Annotated in this window: 22 protein-coding genes; 16 read left to right on the forward strand and 6 right to left on the reverse strand. The window is 43.1% G+C overall.

Translation table 11 applies throughout. The features are described 5' to 3' along the window. Positions 1-46: 46 nt before the first annotated feature. Positions 47-193 carry a hypothetical protein gene (locus MFMK1_RS10055; RefSeq protein WP_366921580.1) on the reverse strand — a complete coding sequence of 49 codons (147 nt, stop codon included), beginning with the start codon at positions 191-193 and terminating at the stop codon, positions 47-49. A gap of 198 nt (positions 194-391) precedes the next feature. Between MFMK1_RS10055 and uvsE the strand changes: the two genes are divergently transcribed. Further along, positions 392-1,381 (forward strand): UV DNA damage repair endonuclease UvsE, encoded by a 990-nt coding sequence (uvsE, locus tag MFMK1_RS10060; protein ID WP_366921581.1) that lies wholly within the window; start codon positions 392-394, stop codon positions 1,379-1,381. Between the two features lie 78 nt (positions 1,382-1,459). On the opposite strand, the gene larAH10 is transcribed toward uvsE, so the two are convergent. Together larAH10 and MFMK1_RS10070 are read right to left on the reverse strand one after the other, a co-directional pair. Further along, the gene (larAH10, locus tag MFMK1_RS10065; protein WP_366921582.1) at positions 1,460-2,728 is read right to left on the reverse strand and encodes an NPN-dependent 2-hydroxyacid racemase, LarAH10 family; all 1,269 of its coding nucleotides are present in this window, start codon (positions 2,726-2,728) and stop codon (positions 1,460-1,462) included. A gap of 111 nt (positions 2,729-2,839) precedes the next feature. Next, positions 2,840-4,057: a DUF438 domain-containing protein gene (locus MFMK1_RS10070; RefSeq protein ID WP_366921583.1), complete on the reverse strand. Its 1,218-nt coding sequence runs from the start codon at positions 4,055-4,057 to the stop codon at positions 2,840-2,842. 191 nt (positions 4,058-4,248) lie between these two features. Here MFMK1_RS10070 and MFMK1_RS10075 point away from each other — a divergent pair, with 191 nt between their 5' ends. The 3 genes from MFMK1_RS10075 (at position 4,249) to MFMK1_RS10085 (ending at position 6,594) form a co-directional block, all read left to right on the forward strand. Then, positions 4,249-5,643 (forward strand): C4-dicarboxylate ABC transporter, encoded by a 1,395-nt coding sequence (locus MFMK1_RS10075; protein WP_366921584.1) that lies wholly within the window; start codon positions 4,249-4,251, stop codon positions 5,641-5,643. A gap of 209 nt (positions 5,644-5,852) precedes the next feature. Then, entirely contained in the window at positions 5,853-6,212 is a 360-nt protein-coding gene (locus MFMK1_RS10080; protein ID WP_366921585.1) for a PAS domain S-box protein, read from the forward strand. After that, positions 6,163-6,594: a response regulator gene (locus MFMK1_RS10085; protein ID WP_366921586.1), complete on the forward strand. Its 432-nt coding sequence runs from the start codon at positions 6,163-6,165 to the stop codon at positions 6,592-6,594. The genes MFMK1_RS10080 and MFMK1_RS10085 overlap by 50 nt, the downstream gene beginning before the upstream one ends. Positions 6,595-6,726: 132 nt before the next feature. On the opposite strand, the gene MFMK1_RS10090 is transcribed toward MFMK1_RS10085, so the two are convergent. Beyond that, positions 6,727-8,676, reverse strand: a complete 1,950-nt coding sequence (locus MFMK1_RS10090) for an acetoacetate--CoA ligase (protein WP_366921587.1) — start codon at positions 8,674-8,676, stop codon at positions 6,727-6,729. 440 nt (positions 8,677-9,116) lie between these two features. Next, the gene (locus MFMK1_RS10095) at positions 9,117-9,251 is read right to left on the reverse strand and encodes a hypothetical protein (RefSeq protein ID WP_366921588.1); all 135 of its coding nucleotides are present in this window, start codon (positions 9,249-9,251) and stop codon (positions 9,117-9,119) included. 241 nt (positions 9,252-9,492) lie between these two features. Here MFMK1_RS10095 and priA point away from each other — a divergent pair, with 241 nt between their 5' ends. The 11 genes from priA (at position 9,493) to rpe (ending at position 21,550) form a co-directional block, all read left to right on the forward strand. Beyond that, positions 9,493-11,955, forward strand: a complete 2,463-nt coding sequence (priA, locus tag MFMK1_RS10100) for a primosomal protein N' (protein ID WP_366921589.1) — start codon at positions 9,493-9,495, stop codon at positions 11,953-11,955. Positions 11,956-11,979: 24 nt separating this feature from the next. Further along, positions 11,980-12,429 carry a peptide deformylase gene (def, locus tag MFMK1_RS10105; protein ID WP_366921590.1) on the forward strand — a complete coding sequence of 150 codons (450 nt, stop codon included), beginning with the start codon at positions 11,980-11,982 and terminating at the stop codon, positions 12,427-12,429. Positions 12,430-12,439: 10 nt separating this feature from the next. Further along, positions 12,440-13,411 (forward strand): methionyl-tRNA formyltransferase, encoded by a 972-nt coding sequence (fmt, locus tag MFMK1_RS10110; RefSeq protein WP_366921591.1) that lies wholly within the window; start codon positions 12,440-12,442, stop codon positions 13,409-13,411. Continuing rightward, positions 13,404-14,195: a DUF116 domain-containing protein gene (locus tag MFMK1_RS10115; RefSeq protein WP_366921592.1), complete on the forward strand. Its 792-nt coding sequence runs from the start codon at positions 13,404-13,406 to the stop codon at positions 14,193-14,195. Before fmt ends, MFMK1_RS10115 begins: the two co-directional genes overlap by 8 nt. Before the next feature lie 11 nt (positions 14,196-14,206). After that, positions 14,207-14,917 (forward strand): zinc metallopeptidase, encoded by a 711-nt coding sequence (locus MFMK1_RS10120; protein WP_366921593.1) that lies wholly within the window; start codon positions 14,207-14,209, stop codon positions 14,915-14,917. Positions 14,918-14,931: 14 nt separating this feature from the next. Continuing rightward, entirely contained in the window at positions 14,932-16,293 is a 1,362-nt protein-coding gene (gene rsmB, locus MFMK1_RS10125; RefSeq protein WP_366921594.1) for a 16S rRNA (cytosine(967)-C(5))-methyltransferase RsmB, read from the forward strand. 4 nt (positions 16,294-16,297) lie between these two features. After that, entirely contained in the window at positions 16,298-17,374 is a 1,077-nt protein-coding gene (rlmN, locus tag MFMK1_RS10130) for a dual-specificity RNA methyltransferase RlmN (protein ID WP_366921595.1), read from the forward strand. 61 nt (positions 17,375-17,435) lie between these two features. Then, complete coding sequence (locus tag MFMK1_RS10135; protein WP_366921596.1) at positions 17,436-18,164, forward strand: Stp1/IreP family PP2C-type Ser/Thr phosphatase; 729 nt, start codon at positions 17,436-17,438, stop codon at positions 18,162-18,164. Then, positions 18,161-20,005 (forward strand): Stk1 family PASTA domain-containing Ser/Thr kinase, encoded by a 1,845-nt coding sequence (gene pknB / locus MFMK1_RS10140; RefSeq protein WP_366921597.1) that lies wholly within the window; start codon positions 18,161-18,163, stop codon positions 20,003-20,005. The genes MFMK1_RS10135 and pknB overlap by 4 nt, the downstream gene beginning before the upstream one ends. A 17-nt stretch (positions 20,006-20,022) precedes the next feature. Continuing rightward, entirely contained in the window at positions 20,023-20,898 is an 876-nt protein-coding gene (gene rsgA, locus MFMK1_RS10145; RefSeq protein ID WP_366921598.1) for a ribosome small subunit-dependent GTPase A, read from the forward strand. A 1-nt stretch (position 20,899) separates the two neighbouring features. Continuing rightward, positions 20,900-21,550 (forward strand): ribulose-phosphate 3-epimerase, encoded by a 651-nt coding sequence (rpe, locus tag MFMK1_RS10150; protein WP_428846264.1) that lies wholly within the window; start codon positions 20,900-20,902, stop codon positions 21,548-21,550. Positions 21,551-21,600: 50 nt separating this feature from the next. Here rpe and rpmB read toward each other — a convergent pair whose 3' ends face one another. Beyond that, positions 21,601-21,789 (reverse strand): 50S ribosomal protein L28, encoded by a 189-nt coding sequence (gene rpmB / locus MFMK1_RS10155; protein WP_366921599.1) that lies wholly within the window; start codon positions 21,787-21,789, stop codon positions 21,601-21,603. 130 nt (positions 21,790-21,919) lie between these two features. Between rpmB and MFMK1_RS10160 the strand changes: the two genes are divergently transcribed. Beyond that, positions 21,920-22,138 carry a DUF1858 domain-containing protein gene (locus tag MFMK1_RS10160; RefSeq protein ID WP_366921600.1) on the forward strand — a complete coding sequence of 73 codons (219 nt, stop codon included), beginning with the start codon at positions 21,920-21,922 and terminating at the stop codon, positions 22,136-22,138. Positions 22,139-22,152: the final 14 nt, after the last annotated feature.

Below are 22,152 nucleotides of genomic sequence, written 5' to 3' on the forward strand. Positions count from 1 at the left end.
TTCCCTAAGAAAGAATTTTTTTACTAAATGCGATAATTTTTTTTTGCTAACTGGTTACCAGCCGGTAGATAAATGTATATATGATTGCCGCTATTAACCACCGGGAGTATTTAACTTTGCCTTTACCAAAAAGGTAATCGAGAAGAACGGTGACGGTAAAAAAAACAAAGCCTATAGTGAACAGTTTTTGCATTTGACCTACCTCCAAGTACTTAGCTATACAAATCTTAGTTACAGGTTAATCTTACCAGAATTGTATTGCCATTAATAGATGTAAGTCTAAACCTTAAAAAGGCATATGTTTATAGTACTTTCGGAGTGGCTTCTAGTAAAATTCTATTTATTAATATGGGCATAATAGCCATAAGTGATTAAAACCGGAGGTTAAAGGATGAAAATTAACTTTGGTTTTGTAGCAATGTCTTTAGCATTAGAGGATGCTTCTCCATCCAAAAGTACTACTCTTAAAGTGTTGGAGAAGTTGGATAAGCCTGTGTTAGAATCTAAGCTCACAAAAATAACCAGGGAAAATCTGACGAATACACTGCGAGTACTGCGCCACGCCAACGCCCATCAGATAAAGTTTTACCGGTTTACTTCTAAGTTAGTTCCTTTTGCTACCCATAGTGTTGTTGATGATTGGGATTACATCAAAAGCTGTGAAGAAGAATTTAGCAAGGTGGGGGCATTTATTAAGGACAATCTTATTCGTACCGGTGCGCATCCGGATCATTTCACCGTTTTGAATTCCCCTAAAGCAGAGGTGGTGGAAAGCGCAGTTAAAGATTTAGAATATCATGATAAAATTTTTGCGGCGATGGGTTTAGATAACAGGGTAAAGCTAGTACTGCATGTGGGTGGAAAATACGGCAGTAAGGGTAATTCCCTGGCGCGCTTCAAGGATAATTTTCGGCAGCTGCCTGAAAACATAAAGCAGCGAATAATTATAGAGAATGATGATAAAATCTTTAATATTGCTGATACACTCGCACTGTGCCGTGACCTTAAAATTCCAATGGTACTGGATTTTCATCATCATCGCTGTAATGACGGCGGGTTTTTGCTTAAGGATTATCTACCTAAAATTATTGAGACATGGCCTTCCGGTCTTAAGCCTAAAATGCACATTTCCAGTGCCAAAAATGAAAAACAATTTCGTAGTCACGCTGCTGACATCGGTTGGGAGGATTTTCTGTGGGTAGCGGAAGAATTAAAAGACTGTGACTCTGACATCGATCTGATGGTGGAGGCAAAAAATAAGGACCAGGCAGTACTCAATCTGGCAGAAAAAATTAGACGTGACGGCAGATGGAAACTGCAAGGGGATGGCACAGTAATAATGGGGTCAGGCTTGAATTATTCACTAATTAAATCTTATTAAGGCATTGGTCGTTTAAATCCGTCATTTATAACAGTCAATAAAAATCCCCCGGGAAAGGGGGATTTTATTGAATCAACATCATTCTACCAGTTTTGGAATGGTATTTCCGCCGTATGGGATAATGACTGTTTTTTGGTCGTGACGGGAAATTTCTGCCAATTCCATTGCTTCTGTGAGAGAATTAGTGGCAGTTATACCCATCGGTTTAACTGACTCCGGGTCAATCGAAGAATAAAGAATTACTTTTGCCCGTTTGGCTACTTCTACGGCTGCGTAAAAGATGTAACCCGCTATGGTAAAATTACTTCGCAATGCACTATCTAAATTTCCAGCTATCAAGGGTTTACTCCATCCGAAAAAGGAATCAGCACCTGCACCCTCACGGCATTCTGCCAGCATCAGTATGGTGCCACCGGGTTTAACTGCTAGGTTTGCATTAAACATGGTTTTGGTACCTTGGTAGAGTGATATATCCTTGGGGAAGCCGCCGCAGCTGGTTATTACCAAGTCCGCATCTTCTGCCAACGTGACCCCAAAGGTTTCGTCAGCCCACTTACATCCTTGTTCCCAAGCACTAAGCCAGTGGCCGCAAAATATTTTGGCGATATTACCGTCTGGGTCCATCACGGCATTAATTAAAAAATCAGGGTTGACCAGGCGGGTACACTCCACCATATCCTCATTTATTGGATTGCCGGCTGTCACGCCTACGCCGATTAATGGGTTAGAGCGTTCGTTTTCCGGGTCTAGAGCATGGTTATGATTCTGGCGGACAGTTTTTCTGCTTGCTACGCCGGGTACGATAGATTTTCGACCGCCGCCAAAACCGGCCATTAGATGATGGACAATACTGCCAGTGAGGATGGTTTTACGTTCCGCTACTAATCGGTTTATTTCTACTTCCGTACCGAATTTAGTTTTACCCATATAAGTAACCGCTCCGTCACAGTCATGGTCAATGACCTCTAGACGGTTATACATTTCCTCACCGACAATTTGTTTTCTTTCTTCATCGGTCTGGTGGCGATGGGTACCTAGAGCTATGATTACTATGATATTCTCATCGGGGATACCTAACCGATTAAGTCGGTCAACAATGTGGGGCAAGAACAGATTTAGTCGCACTACTCGGGTTACATCACTGGCAATAATAACAACTTTATCCCCTTGGCAAAAAATTTCGTTAAAGGGTTTTGTGCCGATAGGGCCATCCAGGACCTGATTGAGTTCTTGCTCCAAGTCCTGAATAGGAGAAACTTTCTTTGGCATAAGTTCAGTAAAATTGCCGTCGGGTAGTGGTATTGCTACCTTCCCGGAACCGTACTTAAAATCAATGTTTGTAGTCATTTTATCCCCCCGTTTTGGCTTATTAACTTAACTTATTCGTACAAAGGAGTGAAATTCCTTTTTTATTTGTCCACCTGGAGGGCAAAAACCCCGCGTGTGCGGGGCATCAGTCTATTCTTGGTTTTGCCATGCTAAGATACGTCTTTCCCCTTGGAGCGTGCGCAGGTCAGTTAAGTCCTGAGACACTTCGACTACACCCCGGTATTTGCCATTCTGGTCACGAACAGCGAAATAGCGTATATGAATAAACCGGTCGTTTAGTGTCAGCCAAAACTCTGCAGTGTCTTTACTGCCATCTTTAAACGCTGCCACAATTTTCCCCACAACATGGACACTTTCAGCTGGGTGACAGTTTTGCACATCGCGTCCAATTATTCCCGGGCTGCGGGGGAAGATTCGCTCCTTGCCCTGTGAGTAGTAGCGCACTTTATCATTTTCGTCGACAAAAGTTACATCTACCGGCAAATGGGTCAACATTAAGTTTATTTGTTCCGCTGTCATTTCTCCTACGCTTAAGGAAATACCATCGTTTTTGGCTGCAGTATCGGAAATATTTCGTTGTAGTTGTTTAGGTGGCTGCCATTGGCTGCCCGGTTCGACAAGTGTATAGCCAATTTCTTCCTCGCCATAACGCACATCGCCCCATTCGGCTTCTGAAAGGGTCTTTAGTGCGGTGGGGAAGAGGATATTTTCTTCTTTGTAGATGGTTTCCTCAATGGTTTTAAGTAGTTCTTCGCCGGTATCCAGCAAGGTATTGCTATCTTTTTTTACTAATGAACCCTTGACCTTTTTCAGCATTACTCTGGCATCATCATGGAATTTCCACATTACTTTAGTAGGACCGGTGATGTTATGTTTTTCCAGGAAAGGAAAGAGTTGATTTTCTTTGCGAAGATAGTGTTTTTCTACTTCGCCAAGTAGGTCTAACTGGCTTTTAATGGCACCGGCCATCTCATCCAGTTTGCCATTACTGCGTAATTGGTCAAACATTTCGCGGATGGAAGTTACCACTTTTTGAATTTGTTCATTCTCTGCTATAAATGTATGTAGTGGATGCCCGGGTTCTAATTCTGGCTGTTCAGGTTGGGCATTAAGCGCTTCTCGGAATACCGCAACGTGTACGTCACAGAGCCGCTTAATTTCGGATTCGGGCATACCTTCCGCAATCAGCCGGTCTTCCAATTGAGAGATTTCTGTGGGGCTTACATGGCGGAGTAGTTGAGCGAATTTTTCTTTGACTTCTTCTATCCCTTTGCCTGCGTGCAGGTCGGCAATAATCCCTTTAAGCATTTCTTGCCGCTGTTTTTGGCTGTCCAGCAATTCGGACATAAAAAACATCCCCTTTAATTATACTTAGTGCTTACTACTATTATGATTTTTCCCCGACTAGTTTATCAGTATTCAAATGGCTTTAGGTAAACAATAGCTCTAATTGGTGTTTGTTTTACTTGAGGGACTTGACAGGTTCCTGACAATATGATTAGCTTTTCTTTATGATATAAATGCTAGTGGAGGATGAAATGGACAAAATGGACAATCAGCTATGGATTAAACTACGCAGTATAGGAATATTTATTTTGGCTATCAGTTATTTAACTTCTGTATTTGTACAATCGGTATGGTTGAATGAATTTATCGATGTTGTATTGATAATGGTGGTGGTGTTGAGCGCTGCAGCGGCACGAGGAACATCAAGGCTAATTGGCTATGCTTTATTTGCTTTGGGGGGCGTTTTGCTTTGGCTGTATGATGCTCCTTTAGGAGTTTGGGAGCAGGCATTAAATAGGAACTTGTTTTTGCTTGTGATGTTTACTTTAGTGCCGCTATTAGGGATACCCATCCGCCGAGGAGGATATATGATAGTCCTCCAGGGCTTTTTCAAACGTTTTGTTCGGCGGGATCATCAGTTTTATCTGCTGGTCAAAATAATTACATTTTTGGTGGCTATTTTGATTAATGTGGCAGTTATTCCGCTAATGTACCAACTTAGCTTGGCTAGCGAAAAGAGCAAAAATGGGCGATTATTGAGCACAGCAATTATTCGTGGATTCGCGGCATCTATCATCTGGGCACCCAGCTACGCCGCGGTAGCTTTGATTATCGAATTAACCGGGGCCAATTGGTTGGAATTTTTCCCTTACGGATTATTTATGGGTACAGCAGCACTTCTAATTGGTTGGTTGTTGACTGTCTGGCAAGAGAAATCAATAGACTCTGATAAAACCTCAGCTGGTGATGTTAAGGTTGACGATATAATAATATCTTGGCAGAAAATTATTGAACTAACTGCATTCGGTGTCGTAATGCTTGGCAGTATTGTGGTGCTTTCCATCATTACCGACATCAAAACTGTGATTATAGTGGCCTTAATTTCATTGGTTTACCCTTTAATCTGGCTGGCTTTAATTGGAAGAATAAGAGTATTCCCTGAGGAATTTAGGGGGCAGTACTTTGCAGTCAATTTACCTAAGCTTAAAAACGAAGTCGTTTTGTTTCTTGGTGCGGGTTTTTTTTCCACTGCAGTAAACTACTCTCAATTAGGGAGTATGGTGCCAAGGTTGTTAAATGGGGTAGTAGGGTCAAATACTGTACTTCTTTCTATAGCGGTAGTTAGCGTGACCGTTATTTTCTCCATGGCAGGCATACACCCTATTATCACGGTTACTATTTTTGGCAGTACGTTGCAGCCGGAGGTTTACCATATTTCCCATAACCTATTGGCGCTTATGTTAACAGTCAGTTGGTCATTAGGGGTAACTGTATCACCTTCATCAGGGATAAACGTAGCTATGTCCGGTCAGATTGATCGATCTCCAATGGAAATCGGGCCTCGTTGGAATGCGGGTTATACGTTTATCATAATGGTAATTCTCTTATTAATGCTGAATTTGTTTAATAGTTTTTCTTTACTTTAAATATAATCATAAAATTATGACCAATAGATTGCCTATTTGGATAAAACTCAATTGGACACGTTAATGCGAGGGAGCTCGAAACTTCTTCGTTTTTTCTTTTTTGCAAAATAAAAGGGAAAATCATTTGTCATGTTTTGTCGAAACAATTGTGCTTGTGACATATTTTGCTTACAATTAATAGGAAAAAAATAGACGTGGAGGTTAATCTAGTGAAAGCAGAAAAAATATCGAATCGTCATATGAGTGATTTGGCTAAAATTAATATATATGAAGTAATCTTTAGTAGCAGCCATTCAGGGATTATTACCTATGATTGTAATGGTAGGATTATTGACTGCAACGATTCTTCGACTAAAATTTTCGAAATGCCTAAAGACAAGATCATCGGTTTTCATGCTGCCAAGGAATTAGAAAACACCGCAATGAGAAATGCGCTGCTAAAAGCTTTAAAAGGGGAAAGAGGTTATTACCAAGGTGAACACCAAGCTACCATGTCAATTACCAGGTTTACCTCTGTTAGTGGAGAACGAGATAATTACCGATACAGCCAGTACTGCGGAAAAAGCTAATTCTACGGGAAAGGGTAGAATTCTTGTTATGGATGATGATAAAATGCTCCGGCAGGTACTTTCCGAAATGTTAAAGTACATCGGCTATGAAGTAGTTTGTGCCTGTGACGGGGAAAAGTCCATAGAATTGTATCAAGAGGCTAAAATGATGAACAAACCTTTTGATGTAGTAATCATGGACTTGACTATCCCAGGGGGTTTGGGAGGGAAGGAAACGATTAAAGAACTTCTTAAAATAGATGCCAACGTCAAAGCCATTGTATCCAGCGGTTATTCTAACGATCCGGTTATGGCGCATTATGATAAATATGGATTCAAAGGTTTAGTTGCCAAACCTTTTAGTATCGAGGAAATAGCCCAAGTATTAATAGAAGTGATTTAATAACCAGCTAACGGTTTTAGTGCAACATGGCTGATATTGTCTTGCCTTTTCAGCCCTAATCATCTTTTTCGATACTTATGGAAAAAAACTAGGGTACAAAAATGTACCCTAGTTAAATATCTGACATATCCACTAAGAGATAAGTTCGGGAATATCTTGATAATATTCTAATGCTTCGGGATTTGCTAAGGCGTCCTGATTTTTTACCGGCTGATTATGGATCATTTTTCTGACTGCCAACTCCACTTTTTTGCCGCTAATGGTGTACGGGATATCCGGCACGGCAATTATTTTTGCAGGCACATGTCTTGGGGTGGTGTTCGCTCTGATGTCCGATTTTATTCTTTTAATTAATTCTTCAGTAAACTTTACTCCATCCCTAAGTTTGACGAACAAAATTACCCTGACATCATTATCCCATTCTTGACCGATTACCACACTATCCAATATCTCATCCATAGCCTCAACTTGGCGATAAATTTCCGCTGTACCAATACGTACACCACCGGGGTTAAGGGTGGCATCTGACCGGCCATAGATTATGATACCACCGGTATCGGTAACTTCAATGTAATCTCCGTGATGCCAAATGCCTGGATATTCTTCAAAATAAGCGCTTTTATACTTCTTTTGCTCGGGGTCATTCCAAAATTTTACCGGCTGAGAGGGAAAGGGTGCTGTACAAACTAATTCGCCCTTTTGTTTTATTACCGGCTGACCACACTCATCGTAAGCTTCTACTTTCATACCCAATCCCCGACACTGCAGTTCACCGGGATAGACCGGCGCTACCGGATTACCTAAAGCAAAACAGGACACAATATCGGTACCCCCGGAAATTGAAGAAAGGCATAAATCTTCCTTAATATCACGGTAGACGTAGTGGAAGCTTTCTACGGATAACGGTGAGCCCGTAGATAAAATTGCCTGGAGTTTAGAAAGGTCATATTCCTTACCTGGTTTCACGCCTGCTTTTTCTAAAGCTGCCAGGTATTTGGCACTGGTACCGAATATTGTGATACCCGCATCTTGTGCGTATTTAAATAGGACGCCTGGTTCAGGGTAAAATGGCGAACCATCGAATAAAACAAGAGTGGCACCTACTGCCAGGGAACTCACCAACCAGTTCCACATCATCCAACCGCAGGTGGTAAAATAAAAGATAGAATCATCTCTGCCTAAATTGGTATGAAGCACCAATTCCTTCAAATGTTGAATAAGTGTGCCGCCTGCACCATGCACAATACATTTAGGGACGCCTGTGGTTCCGGAAGAATACATAATATAAAGTGGATGGTCAAAGGGAAGCTGTTCGAAGGTTAATTCCGGAATATTTTTACGGCTGGTAAAGTCTTCATAATGTACGGCTTTTGGTATACTGCTGATATCCGGACGACTTTCAGTATACGAAACTATTACAACTTTTTCGATGCTATCTATATCTTGCTGTACTTTTGTAACCCGTTCCAGGGAATTATGGGTCTTACCGTTATAAAAATAGCCATTGGCAGCAACTAATACCTTGGGTTCAATCTGGCCAAAACGATCCATAACGCCATTAAAACCAAAATCCGGAGAACATGATGACCAGATGGCGCCAATACTGGTAGTGGCTAGCATCGCTATGATGGTCTCAGGCATGTTAGGCATAAAACCGGCAACACGGTCACCAACAGTTACTCCTGCATCACGAAATGCGGCAGCAAGCAGCGCAACCTTATCATATAGCTCCGCATAGGTAATGGAAATGGGCTCATTTCCTTCGGCTTTGAAGATTATTGCTTCTTGCTTGTCCCGGTATTTCAGCAAATTTTCAGCAAAGTTTAGTCTAGCACCTTGAAACCATTTGCATTCCATCATATCTGAACCGGTAGCAATTGTATCAGGGCTTTTTGAGGATATCACATTGTTGAAATCCCATATTGCTGACCAGAACTGCTCCCTGTTGTCAATGGACCATTGGTACAACTGATCGTAGTTGACTAAGGTCTGATCGTACCTCTTGTTGATAAATTCTCTGAATTCAGTCATATTGGCATTTTTTACGCGTTCTTCACTTGGTTGCCATAATGGTTGTGTCATTTTTAAAAATCTCCTTTCAAACTCGATTTAAATCTTATCTGTTGATTCTTATTCATTATTGATGCAAAATCAATACCAAGAGCAAAATGATGCGGAAGAACAGTTGATATGTACCATTATAATAATATTTAAAATTTTCAATTATTATGCGTAGTATCAGTTACTGTAAATATTTTTTCACATTTGCTATTTTAACGCTGTGAACATATGTGAATATTATTGCGCACATAGTTTTTCCTGTAAAGAAATAATTTTTTGCATCGGCGAGCGGCTGACATTTTATTATTAATAAAGGTCAGCACTGCTGGTTTTGATTTTTTTTCAATAAGGGTTTTTATTTATTGCTGGGATATAGGAAAGGGGTGGTTTGGCAAAAAAAATACCGGGAAAAATCTTAAAATCCCGGGGACTGTTTATACTATAAGGGAGAGCCAGCTAAATTATTGGCATTCAGTTATGGTATTACCACACTGGTCGCATTGATATTCAGGTTGTTCGTTGTATCCTACCTCTTTAAACTTGGCGCAGTCATCATTTCCGCATACATCACATACTAAATCTTTGCCGCAAGACAAAACTATCACTCCTAGTTTATATATTGTTGGCTCTCCCGCCATTAATATAATGGTCCTTGGGGGGAATAAAAATTCCTAAAGCTTTCCGGTAAATCTTTCCTATATCGCAGAGATAGGTTAAAAATTTAGTGGCAAAAGTATATTGTTGAGCTTTAAAGGTGAATTCTATGCGTACCACCTTTTTTAGTAGTATTTTTTTTGATATAATTTACCTGGACAGGTTTGTTCGGGAGGGCTTTGATTGGAGAAATTGTTTGCAGAAGTGTATGTGGAATTAAAGCATAGAAGATTGGATCGTATTTTTCATTATGGGATTCCCCCTGGCTTGACTGACAGAATTAAGGTAGGTGCCAGGGTGGTGGTACCTTTTGGCAATAAATTGCACCAGGGCTATGTAGTTAATCTGGTAAAAAGGGCTGATGTGGAAAAAATTAAAAATATAAAAGAGCTTTTGGATGAACGACCATTATTTACCCCGCAGGACATAGAATTAGCCCGTTGGATGGCTGATTATTATTTGTGCCCATTTGTGGCGGCACTAGAATGTATACTTCCTGCGGGGTTAAAATATGAGAATAGTACTGTTATTGCGCTATTGGGCAGTGATGAAGAGGCTATGTCCCTGCTTAACAGTCTAAAGTTTATGGATACTGAAGCGGCGGAAGTTTTACAATTCGTGCTAGATAAAAGCAGCATTACTAGAGCCAATTTAGAAAAAAAATTTTCGGGTAAGAATGTGGCTAGAGCCATTGAAACACTTGTCGATTACGGGGTCATATCAATGAAGCAGCAATTTCGTATGACCGGCTTTCGCAGGGAGATGTCCGCCATATTGGTTCGTGATGAGGAAATTTCAAGTGACACCCAGGCGTTGGCCAATAGGGCGCCAAAGCAGGGCCAGTTGCTCTCCACCTTGATGGATAAGAAAAGGCTGCCGGTTTCACTGCTGTTAAAGCAAACCGGCGCCCCCAAAAGCTCTCTAAATGCGCTAGTGGCCAAAGGTCTGGTACGACTTGAGGAAGACACGGTGGCGGGTAAGGTTATTCGACAAAGTGATAGACCTGAGGTAATACACGAACTAACCGATAAACAGGAACAAGTATTTCGCCGGGTTTCTTCTGCCATTCGTGACGGGAAATATGCACCGTTTTTACTCCACGGAGTCACTGGCAGCGGTAAAACGGAAGTTTATTTGAGGGCCGTGCAGCGTGCATTGGAAGAGGGTAAAAGCGCAGTAGTGCTGGTGCCAGAAATCGCTTTGGCATCGCAGATGGTAAGCAGGTTCAGTCAGCGTTTTGGTGAGGGTATTGCCGTAATACATAGCGGTTTATCCCGTGCGGAACGGCTGCAGGAATGGATGCGGGTGCATCGTGGTCAGGCTAAGGTGGTATTGGGTGCCCGTTCGGCTGTTTTCGCTCCTGTTAAAGATATTGGTATTATTATAATTGATGAAGAACATGAATCTAGTTATAAACAAGATCAGGTGCCGAAATATCATGCGCGAGAGGTGGCTAAAGCCAGAGCTCGGCAGCATGAAGCGGCATTGGTGTTGGGTAGTGCCACCCCGGCCCTGGAGAGTTATTTGGAAACTCAGAAACGTAATTACGGTTTGCTGACAATAGACCAACGGGTGACAACCAGGCCGCTCCCTGTAGTTGCAGTGGTGGATATGCGTCAGGAAAGACGCCAGGGAAATTCGGGAATATTCAGTACGGCATTGTTTCAATCGTTAGAAAACTGTCTTGGAAACGGGGAACAGGCAATTCTTTTTCTCAACCGGCGTGGTTTTGCCAGTTTTCTTATTTGCGATAAGTGCGGTTTTAGCATTCGATGTCCCCATTGTGATATAGCTCTCACCCACCATACTAAAGGAAATAAGTTGATGTGCCATTATTGCGGCTATCAGCAGCAGGTAGTCACTCAGTGCCCACGCTGCGGCAGTCCCGGTATTGGCGGAGTCGGCTGTGGCACACAGCAGGTAGAAGAGGAGATGTACCGCAGATTTCCTGATTTATCTGTCATACGTATGGACGTTGATAACACGCGCAAACAGGGGGCACATCAGCGGCTATTAGACAAATTTGGCAGTGGTGAAGGCAGTGTCTTAATAGGTACACAAATGGTTGCCAAGGGGTTAGATTTTCCGAATGTTACATTGGTCGGCGTTATTTCGGCGGATACTGGGATTAATCTCCCTGATTTTCGGGCGTGGGAAAGGACCTTTCAACTGCTGACGCAGGTAGCAGGACGAGCAGGACGGGGTCAGCGCCCGGGTAGAGTGGTGGTACAGACTTATCAGCCGGATAATCCGGCTGTGGGCAGGGCAAGAACCCATGATTATTTGGGTTTTTACCGTTCTGAACTGGCCCGGAGAAGGCAGTTTGGTTATCCACCATTTTGCCGGTTAATTAGGGTGTTGATTACTGGTCAAGACGAAGTTAAGGTCAAGACTGGAGCGGAGGCATTGTCAAAAGTGATAAAAAAGAACTTTTTATTACATTCAGCGGCCGGTGAAATTCTTGGACCTGCTCCGGCGCCGTTGGCAAAAATTAAGGGGAAGCATCGTTGGCATCTGGTGGCGAAAAGTCCGGATGCTGAGGAACTTAAAGGAGTGGTGTCCGCTTCACTACGGCAGTACAGTTTGGAATTTGACCAACAGGGTACTAACCTGGCTGTTGATGTGGATCCGTCGGGTATGATTTGATACGGAGGCGAGAGGAGGATTTTGATGGCTGTTTACCAGATAATAAAGAAGGGTGATCCGATACTGCGGGAAAAAGCGCGTCCGGTACCCAAAATTACGCCTAACATTGAGAAGTTGTTGGACAACTTGGCAGATACTATGTATGCTGCCGAAGGTGCCGGCTTGGCAGCTCCGCAAATCGGTATTTCCAAAAAGGTTATTGTCGTGGATATTGGTGAAGGAATTTTTGAGTTGATTAACCCGGAGATCATTTCTGCTTCAGGCAATGAAGAGGATACTGAGGGGTGTTTAAGCATTCCCGGGCTTCAAGGCCGGGTGCATCGGGCAACGGAAGTTACGGTAATCGGGTTAGACCGACAGGGTCAAGAAATCAAAATTACGGCTCACGGACTTTTTGCCAGAGCCTTACAGCATGAAATAGACCATCTTGATGGAATTCTTTTTATTGACAAAGTAACTGAATTTATCGATTAGTGAGGTGACAATGGTGCAAATTGTTTTTATGGGCACACCGGATTTTGCTGTACCTACACTGGAAAAGTTAATAGAAACCGGTGAAAAAATTTCTACAGTGGTCACACAACCGGACCGTCGGCAGGGCAGGGGAAAAAAGCTAAAGCCGAGCCCGGTTAAACGGTTTGCTCAAAAGAATAATTTTCCCGTGATGCAGCCGGAAGAACTTAATGCTGATGCTATTTCACAATTGGAGGCACTGGCTCCGGATGTGATAGTAGTGGTGGCATATGGGCAGCTATTACCGGAAAAGGTTTTAAATATACCGACATACGGATGCCTAAATGTCCATGCCTCGCTGCTGCCAAAATATCGGGGAGCAGCGCCTATTCACAGAGCGATTATAAATGGAGAAAAGGAAAGTGGTGTTTCCATTATGAGAATGGAACGCGGTATGGACACTGGGCCGATACTGGCCCAAAGAAAGGTAACGATAACGGAAACAATGACCACAGGAGAATTACACGATAGTTTAGCAGAAATTGGAGCCCAATTACTGGCTGAGACGCTGGCAAAGATTGCTGAGGTCAGCCCGGTTACACAGCAGGACAGCGAAGCAACTTATGCTGACAAAATATCCAAAGCGGATGAGAAATTAAACTGGAACAGATCTGCAGCTGATATCGTTAATTTGGTCCGCGGCATGAATCCCTGGCCGGGGACATATACTACTCTTGAGGACAAGCGGTTAAAGATATTTGATGCGGAATTGTTCCCATATCGTCCAATGGTGAAGGAAAAAAGCAACAAATGTCGGCCGGAACCGGGTATGATATTAGAAATCGTGCCAACAGGTATTGTGGTAGCAACGGGTGATGATAATGCGGTCTTGGTTACAAGAGTACAACCTCCCGGCAAGCAAAAAATGCCGACAGCCGATTTTCTCAGGGGTTACCGAATTATGTCTGGCCACCGGTTTGGCGATGGTGATAGCGATGCCTAGTCAAAAGCGAATCTATATTGCTTTATTGGGAATTACCGTAGCTATCCTGGGAGCTGTTGTTTTCTTGGCCTGGTATCTGTTCTTAAATAATGGGAGTTTATTTAATCAGATCGTATTGGTATTGATGGGAAGTTTAATTCTTATGGGTTTAGGAGTAGTGGGTTTTGGTGTTGTGGTACTAGTAATTACATTATGGAGCCATAAATCCTTTCCTTCGCTGCAGAATTTGATTTATACTGCCACAAATTTATTGTTTCCAGTAGCGTTGCAGCTGGGGAAAATGGTAGGTATTGATGCAGACAAGATAAAAAGCTCATTTATTGCCGTGAATAACCAACTAGTTGACAATCGCGATATTCAGGTCGTTGCGTCTCAAGTGATGATTTTAGCGCCGCATTGCTTGCAGAATGCGGACTGCCCTCATAAGATTACTATCGATGTTAATAACTGCCGCCGCTGTGGTAAATGTCCTATTGATGATTTACATGATATTAAAGAGCGCTACGGCGTACATTTTGTGGTTGCTACCGGTGGCACGTTGGCGAGGAGATTTGTAAAAGAAATAAGGCCCCGGGCGGTGGTGGCAATCGCGTGTGAGCGGGATCTGACCAGTGGTGTTCAGGATGTGAATCCGCTTCCGGTAATTGGTGTATTGAATATTAGGCCCCAGGGTCCTTGCTACAATACCAGGGTGAATTTGGACCAGGTTGAAGATGCTATTAGACAATTTACCAATAGACGGAGGTCGGTTTTTACAAATAATCAACAACTAACAGAAACCTAGGAGGTGTAATAATGTTTTCGTTTGGCTTCTTTCCCTTTCTATTTGGCGACTGGACTTTTATCATTCTCATACCGGGTATTATTTTGGCAGGGTATGCTCAGACAAAGGTGCAAAGAACATTTAATAAATATTTGAAGGTGAGATCGGAAAAAGGTTTCACTGGGGCACAAGTGGCCAAGGCTTTGCTTGACCGTGCCGGTCTTGACGATGTACGGGTGGAAATGATAAATGGTAAGCTTTCTGACCACTATGACCCGCGTCAAAAGGTGCTTCGGCTGTCCCCACAAGTATATCAAAGCAACTCTTTGGCTAGTATTGGGGTGGCCGCCCACGAAACCGGCCATGCGCTACAACACGACCATGGCTATTTACCATTGCAATTAAGAGCCAACTTGGTGCCGTTTGCCCAGTTCGGTTCTTCCTTATCATTTCCGCTGTTGTTAATCGGAATATTCATGAGTGTGCCGTTGTTAATCCAGGCGGGTATTGTACTCTTTTCTGCAGCAGTATTATTTCAAATAGTCACTTTGCCGGTGGAGTTTAATGCCAGCAGCAGGGCAATAGCTCAATTGGAAAGCAACGGCTTTATTTCACAAGCAGAAGTTGGTCCCACAAAAAAGGTGCTTGATGCAGCTGCTTTAACTTACTTGGCAGCGGCACTGATGGCTGTACTCAATTTAGTACGACTAATACTTTTAGCGCGCATGTATGGCGATGATTAGATTGGAGTTTTGCTATGGCTAAGGAGAAATCACCCAGGGAGATAGCATTTGAGGTACTTAAGAGAATTGAGCATGAGGGAGCTTATGCCAATTTAGCTGTAAATCAAGCTGTTAAGGGCGCGGTGACTAAATTGGACCGCGCCTTTATCACAGAAATAGTTTATGGTACTGTGCGCCGCCGCTTAACGTTACAATGGCATTTGGAGCACTATTTGTCAAAACCATGGAAAAAATTAGACCCGGATGTGCGACTGATACTGTTGCAAGGAGCATACCAACTTATTTATATGAACAAGGTTCCTGCAAGTGCAGCGTGCAATGAGATGGTTAATCTGACTAAGAAATTAAGATATCGCAGTGCCGCCGGCTTTGTAAACGGGGTGCTGCGAAATGTGGCAAGGGGTAAGAAAAATCTTAAGTGGCCGGACAAGTCCTTAGATCCTATTGAATACATTGCAGTTGTTCATTCTCATCCCCGTTGGCTGGTTAAAAGATGGATAGAAAATTTTGGTGTGGAAGAGACGGAAAAGCTTTGTACCTACAATAACCAACCATCCCCAGTTACAGCTAGGGTAAATACGCTTAAGACTGATTACGATGGATTGAGCACAGCTCTAAAAAGTGAAAGTGTTCAGGTCTTGTCCTCGAGGATGATACCGGAGGCTTTAGCTATAGTTTCAGGACCGCCGTTAGATAAGCTTCGTGCCTTTAAAGAAGGCCTCTTTACCCTGCAGGATGAGTCTTCCATGTTACCTGCCAGTGTACTGGCCCCTGCTCCGGGAACCATGGTGATAGACGGCTGTGCTGCCCCTGGTGGAAAAACTACTCACTTGGCAGAATTAATGGAAAACAGGGGTCGTATTTTAGCCTGCGACGTACATAACCATAAATTAAAGTTGATTGAAGCCAATAAAAACCGCTTGGGAATTAGCATAGTGACGGAAGAACTGCTTGATGCCAGAGAACTAGGGGAAAAATATGCTGGCCAGGCAGACTTTTTGCTTTTGGACGTACCTTGTTCGGGACTAGGAGTGTTATCCCGGCGTGCTGATGCTCGTTGGCGTAAGCTGCCGGGGGACATTGTCAAGATGGCATCACTTCAATGGGAAATTATCACCGGAGCGTGTCGGGCCTTGAAACCCGGTGGAATAATGGTATATAGCACTTGTACTATTACCAAAGAAGAAAATCAATGGTTGATTGACAAATTTGTCAGTGAGTTTCCGGAATTCGAGACGGAGGACATTACTAATCTTCTACCTTTTACAATAAAAACAGAAGATGTGGAGGATGCTCGGTTGGGGCGTTTGCAGCTCTTACCCCAAAGACATGGCGTTGATGGTTTTTTTGTGGCCCGCCTGAGACGGAAGAGGTGATACGGTGAAACTTGATTTAAGAAGTCTTAATCTTGAAGAAATGGTAATAATGTTGGATAACTGGGGATTTCCTCGTTTCCGAGCTAAACAATTGTTTCACTGGGTTCACCAAAAAGGTGTATTACGTATAGAGGATATGCACAACTTACCAGCTCACCTACAAAAAATATTGGTGGAAAGCTGTGCCATTAATTTGCCTCGTGTAATTACCCAACGGCAATCTCAAAGCGGAGATACCGTTAAAATGCTGTTGAAGCTGGATGATGATGAAACTATTGAAGCTGTATTAATGAAGTATCATGATCGGGATTTTCAGCGCACTAGAGCTACAATTTGTATTTCCTCTCAGGTTGGCTGTGTCATGGGCTGTGCTTTTTGTGCCACAGGACTAAGTGGATTTAAGCGGAATCTGACTGTCGGCGAAATAATTAGTCAAATATTCGCTACGCAGCAATTACTAGGGATAAAAATCACCAATGTAGTATTTATGGGCATGGGGGAACCGCTGCTGAATTTTGATAATGTGGTTAAGGCTATTAGATTAATGAATTTTGAGGATGGTTTAAACATTGGGTGGCGGCGTATCACTATTTCAACTTGTGGTTTAGTTCCGGAAATTTATCGATTAGCGGAAGAAGATATGCCTATAGTACTGGCTATTTCTCTACATGGCGCTACTGATGCCGTTAGAAGCAGCCTTATGCCTGTGAATGATAAATATTCGCTAAAAAAATTAATGTCTGCATGTAAGGATTATACAGCTAAAATTGGACGAAGGGTTACATTTGAATACGCACTGATAAAAGATGTTAATGATTCAGAAAACGACGCAATGATGTTAGGACAGTTGTTAACGGGATTGAAATGTAATGTCAACTTAATACCTGTCAACCCTGTTAGCGAGACCGGTCTAACACGTCCAGTCACAAAAAGAATACAGCGCTTTGCGGCGATACTGTCAAAGATGAGTATTGACGTAGTGGTTAGGGAAGAGAAGGGTACTGACATTGATGCGGCCTGCGGACAGCTTCGCCGCAAAAATGTCAATGTTAAAAGTAAGGTTAAAAGAGGAAAAATGTAATTGGAAAGCGAATGGATTAAGAAAATAAGCAAGCTCTAGTTGGTGATTGAGGGGTGAACTTATGCTAGCAGAAGCTATTTCCCATACCGGGTTGGTCAGAAGGAACAATGAGGATGCTTACCTAATAATTTCTGATTTAAAAATATTTGCTGTTGCTGATGGGATGGGTGGTCACGCAGCAGGTGAGATAGCCAGTAAGCTTGCAGTGAATACATTGGCAGAGTATATCAATAAGCATATCCACGACCATCCGCCGGCTCGGGTATTGGCTGACGCTGTGGCTGCTGCAAATGAGGAAATTTATTTTCAAGCAGTGAACCACCCGTCTCATTCCGGGATGGGCACCACTTTGTCTGCAGTTTGGGTAGTGGAGGATATCGCCTATTTGGCCCATATTGGGGACAGTAGGATATATCTTTTTCGTGACGAAAAACTGGATTTGGTAACTTGCGACCATTCGTTTGTATCAGAGATGGTTCGTAACGGAAATCTAACTGCGCAGGAAGCGGAGAAACACCCTCAGCGAAACTTGTTAACCCGTGCGTTAGGCACTGAAAGCAATGTCGAGGTGGATATGAAGGAATTAACCTTGCAAAAAGATGATATACTTCTCTGCTGTACCGACGGACTAAGTGCTTTTGTGTCGGCGGACGAACTTGAACAAATGATTCGGTCCAACAAAGATACAAACAGCAAACTTCAACAGATGTTGCAGTTAGCTTTGAACCGAGGCGGCCATGATAATATTACTGCGATGCTAGTGTACAACATTAAGAGGCGAAGCCTGTGATAGGTAAAGTGCTAGGCGGGCGTTATGAAATAATTGAAAAATTGGGCGGCGGCGGTATGTCCGTTGTTTATAAGGGCCGGGATACCTTATTAAACCGGGTGGTTACTATTAAGGTTCTACGCGAACAGTTTGCCAGTGACCAGGATTTCGTGCGCCGTTTTGAAAGGGAAGCCCAGGCGGTGGCAAGCCTGTCACACCCTAACATTGTCAGTATTTATGACGTGGGCCAGCAGGATGATGCCCACTATTTGGTGATTGAATATGTCAAAGGTGCTACTTTGAAAGATTATATTCGGGAACATGCGCCTCTGGGCATTAATGATGTTGTAGGTATTGCTATTCAAATATGTGATGCCTTAGAACATGCCCATGAAAACGGTATTATTCATAGGGATATAAAACCACAGAACATACTCTTGACCCCTTCCGGTCGGGTGAAGGTGACGGATTTCGGTATCGCAAGGGCTTCAACTGCAGCCACGGTTACCTATACCGGCAGCATTGTTGGTTCCGTACATTACCTGTCACCGGAACAGGCCAAGGGCGAAACTGCTGACGAAAAGTCAGATATCTATGCTGCAGGGGTTGTACTTTATGAAATGACAACCGGCCAATTGCCGTACAGCGGGGAGACGCCGATTACTATTGCTTTGAAGCATATTCAAGATACACCGCCGCCACCCCATGAGGTACGAGGCGATCGAGGTGATACCATTCCACCGGCGTTGGAAGAAGTAATTCTCCGCGCCATGGAAAAAGATTATCAATTGCGATACGAGACAGCCGTGGAAATGCGTACGGATTTGGTTAAAATCAAAAATATGCTTCAATCGGACGATGACCCTACTGAAGTGTTTTCGCCTGTAAACGGCAGAAGCAAAAAAACTGGGCGGACACAAAAAAGGCGTTTGCGTCCTGTTGCCTATTTCACTTTATTATTACTGCTTATAGCAGCTGGCTACGCCGGATATTACACTTTGGAGTCCTATTTTAATGTTGCGGAGATAGAGGTTCCCAATGTAGTGGGAGATGATCTTGCTGAGGCCCAAAAGACCCTGAACAATTCCGGCTTACATACCAGTGTGGCCACCCGCCGATATGATAAGGATGTGCCTGAGGGTGCCGTGATTGAACAAGACCCTAAAGCGGGTGAAAAGGTCAAACGAGGACGTACACTAGAATTGGATGTCAGTTTGGGTGCCAAACTGACGGCAGTTCCTGACGTTAAGGGACAGGCAGAGCGGGAGGCAAGGATTTCTTTGGCCAACGCTGGGTTTAAAGTGGCACCTGACCCTCAAAGAATTTATGATGACGAGGTGGAGGCAGATAAAGTCATAAGTCAGGATCCGCTGCCCAATACAAAACACCCTGAGGGTACAGAGGTCATTTTGGTTATCAGCCGCGGTCCCCAACCTGAATATATCTCTATGCCCGATTTAGCTGGCTTAACATTGGAACAGGCCAGGGAGAAATTAAAGGACGTAAGGTTGGATTTGGGTCAATTCACCTTCCAAAACAGTAAAGACTATTTTTCCGGACAGATAATAAGTCAGGATGTCGCTTCCGGTGACCGAATCTTACAGGGCCACACTGTTAATCTGGTTATTAGCAGCGGCCCAGGTCCCACGCCGCAGCAGGCGTTAGTTAGTGTATTGGTGCCCAACGATGATAAGCAACACCAGGTTCGAATTGTGGTAGTAGATGTCAAGGGTACCCACGAAGAATATAACAAACTGCATGAGAGTGGTGATTATGTACAAGAATGGGTGCCCTTCTATAAGAGAGGTAAAATTCAGGTATTCATGGATGATGAACTAGCGAAAGAACATAGTGTACCATAAAGGAGAGGTTAGGTCGATTGATAGATGGGATTATTCTTAAGGGTTTTAGTGGTTTTTATTATGTCAGGACCCAAGCTCATGGTGAGGTGGAGTGTTCCTTGCGCGGTAGATTCCGCCAAGAAAGACTAACATTCCTACCTGGTGACTATGTCAAAATTTCGTTAACGAATGAGAGACAGGGTGTTATCGAAGAATTGCTGCCCAGAGAGACTGAATTGTTGCGTCCACCGGTAGCCAATGTGGACCAAGCGATTTTAGTGCTGGCATTAGCTGACCCACCACCGGATTTAGTGTTGTTGGACAGACTGTTAGTCTATTTGGAACAGACACCGGTAATGCCGGTGATTTGTTTTAATAAGCGCGATATAGCCGGTGATTCTGAGGCGGAAGAGATTATTGGTATTTATAAAGACATCGGCTATGACCTGGTGTTGACCAGTGTTAAAACCAAGACTGGGTTTGATGAACTAAAAAATTTCTTACAAAATCACATATCTGTCTTTGCCGGTCCCTCTGGTGTAGGAAAATCGAGCTTGCTGAATGTCCTGGAGCCAGGTTTTAAACTTGAGACAGGAAGCGTAAGCGATAAGGCGCGCCGGGGAAAGCATACGACGAGACATACTAAACTATTATCTCTTTATGGTGGTTATGTTGCCGATACTCCGGGGTTTAGTAGGATAGAACTGCCAAATGTTTCGAGAGAAGAACTGAGTTTCTTGTTTCCAGAAATGGATGGTTATCGGCAGGATTGTCGGTTTAACACCTGTTTACATTATAAAGAACCCCAATGTGCGGTGAAGCAGGCCTTGGAAAGAGGTGCAATCAGCCAAAGCCGATATAAGAATTACCTGCGTTTTTTGGAAGAAATTACCGCCCGAGAGAGGAGTTACTAATGTGTCTATAATTGTGGCACCGTCACTGTTATCTGCTGACTTTGCAACTTTGAAGCAACAAGTGGCCGCTGTGGAAAAAGCCGGTGCAGATTATCTGCATTTAGATATCATGGATGGTCATTTTGTACCTAATATAACCTTTGGTGCGCAACTGGTGCGGGATCTACGCCCTCATTCCAAACTGATTTTCGATGTTCATTTAATGGTAGAACATCCGGATGAATACTTTGCAGACTTCTGTCGCGCTGGTGCCGATATAATAACTGTACATGTAGAGGCATGTAATCATCTACATCGTACTGTACAAAATATAAAGCAGCTAGGCATAAAAGCTGGTGTGGCTCTGAACCCTGCTACACCACTAAGCGGTATACATTATGTTTTGGATGAAGTAGATATGGTGCTGTTGATGACAGTCAACCCGGGCTTTGGTGGTCAGAAATTCATTGACGCCGTTATGCCAAAGGTGGAAAGATTAAAACAACTCACTGCGAATTTGGAAAGAAATGTGGATATACAAGTTGATGGGGGTATTAATGAAAATACTGCTCCTGGGGCGGTTGCTGCCGGGGCTAATATTCTTGTAGCAGGTTCTTTTGTATTTGGTGCAGAAGAGGTAAGCAAACCAATTGAAATTCTTCGGCAATTGTAAAAACACAGAAGTTATAAAAAAATAAAAAGACTGGAATAAATCCAGTCTTTTTAGATAGCACGTTCAACTTTTCCCGACCGCAGACAACGAGTACAAACATGAACTTTCTTTGGAGAACCATCAACCATTGCTTTAACTCTTTGCAGGTTCGGAGACCAAGTACGCTTTGTCTTAATATTGGAATGACTAACCTTATTACCAGTGGCAATTCCTTTACCACATACTTCGCATTTCGCCATTGTTTCCTGCACCTCCTTAGTACGTCTCTTAACACATCTTCAATAATTCTATCAAAAATATAATATTTTGGCAAGCTGAAAAACGCTTTATTAATAAAAGAAAAAAAGTGAGTTATGGGGAGGGATTACTGTGAGCGAGAAGAAAGGCGAAACTATTACTGGGAGTTGGCCAATATTTCGGGTGCTGCAAATTTATCCTGAGGCGAGAGAGGTATTCCAAAACCATGGAATGCCCTGCAGTGACTGTATGGCGTCGGTTAACGAATCGATAGCTCAGGGCGCTCGTATGCATGGATTGGATTTAACAAAGTTGTTGGTGGATCTTAATAACCTTTGGGAAGGTGAATAAGTAAGGAAGGTAAT

Source organism: Metallumcola ferriviriculae, from assembly GCF_035573695.1.
GTDB classification, from domain to species: domain Bacteria; phylum Bacillota; class JADQBR01; order JADQBR01; family JADQBR01; genus Metallumcola; species Metallumcola ferriviriculae.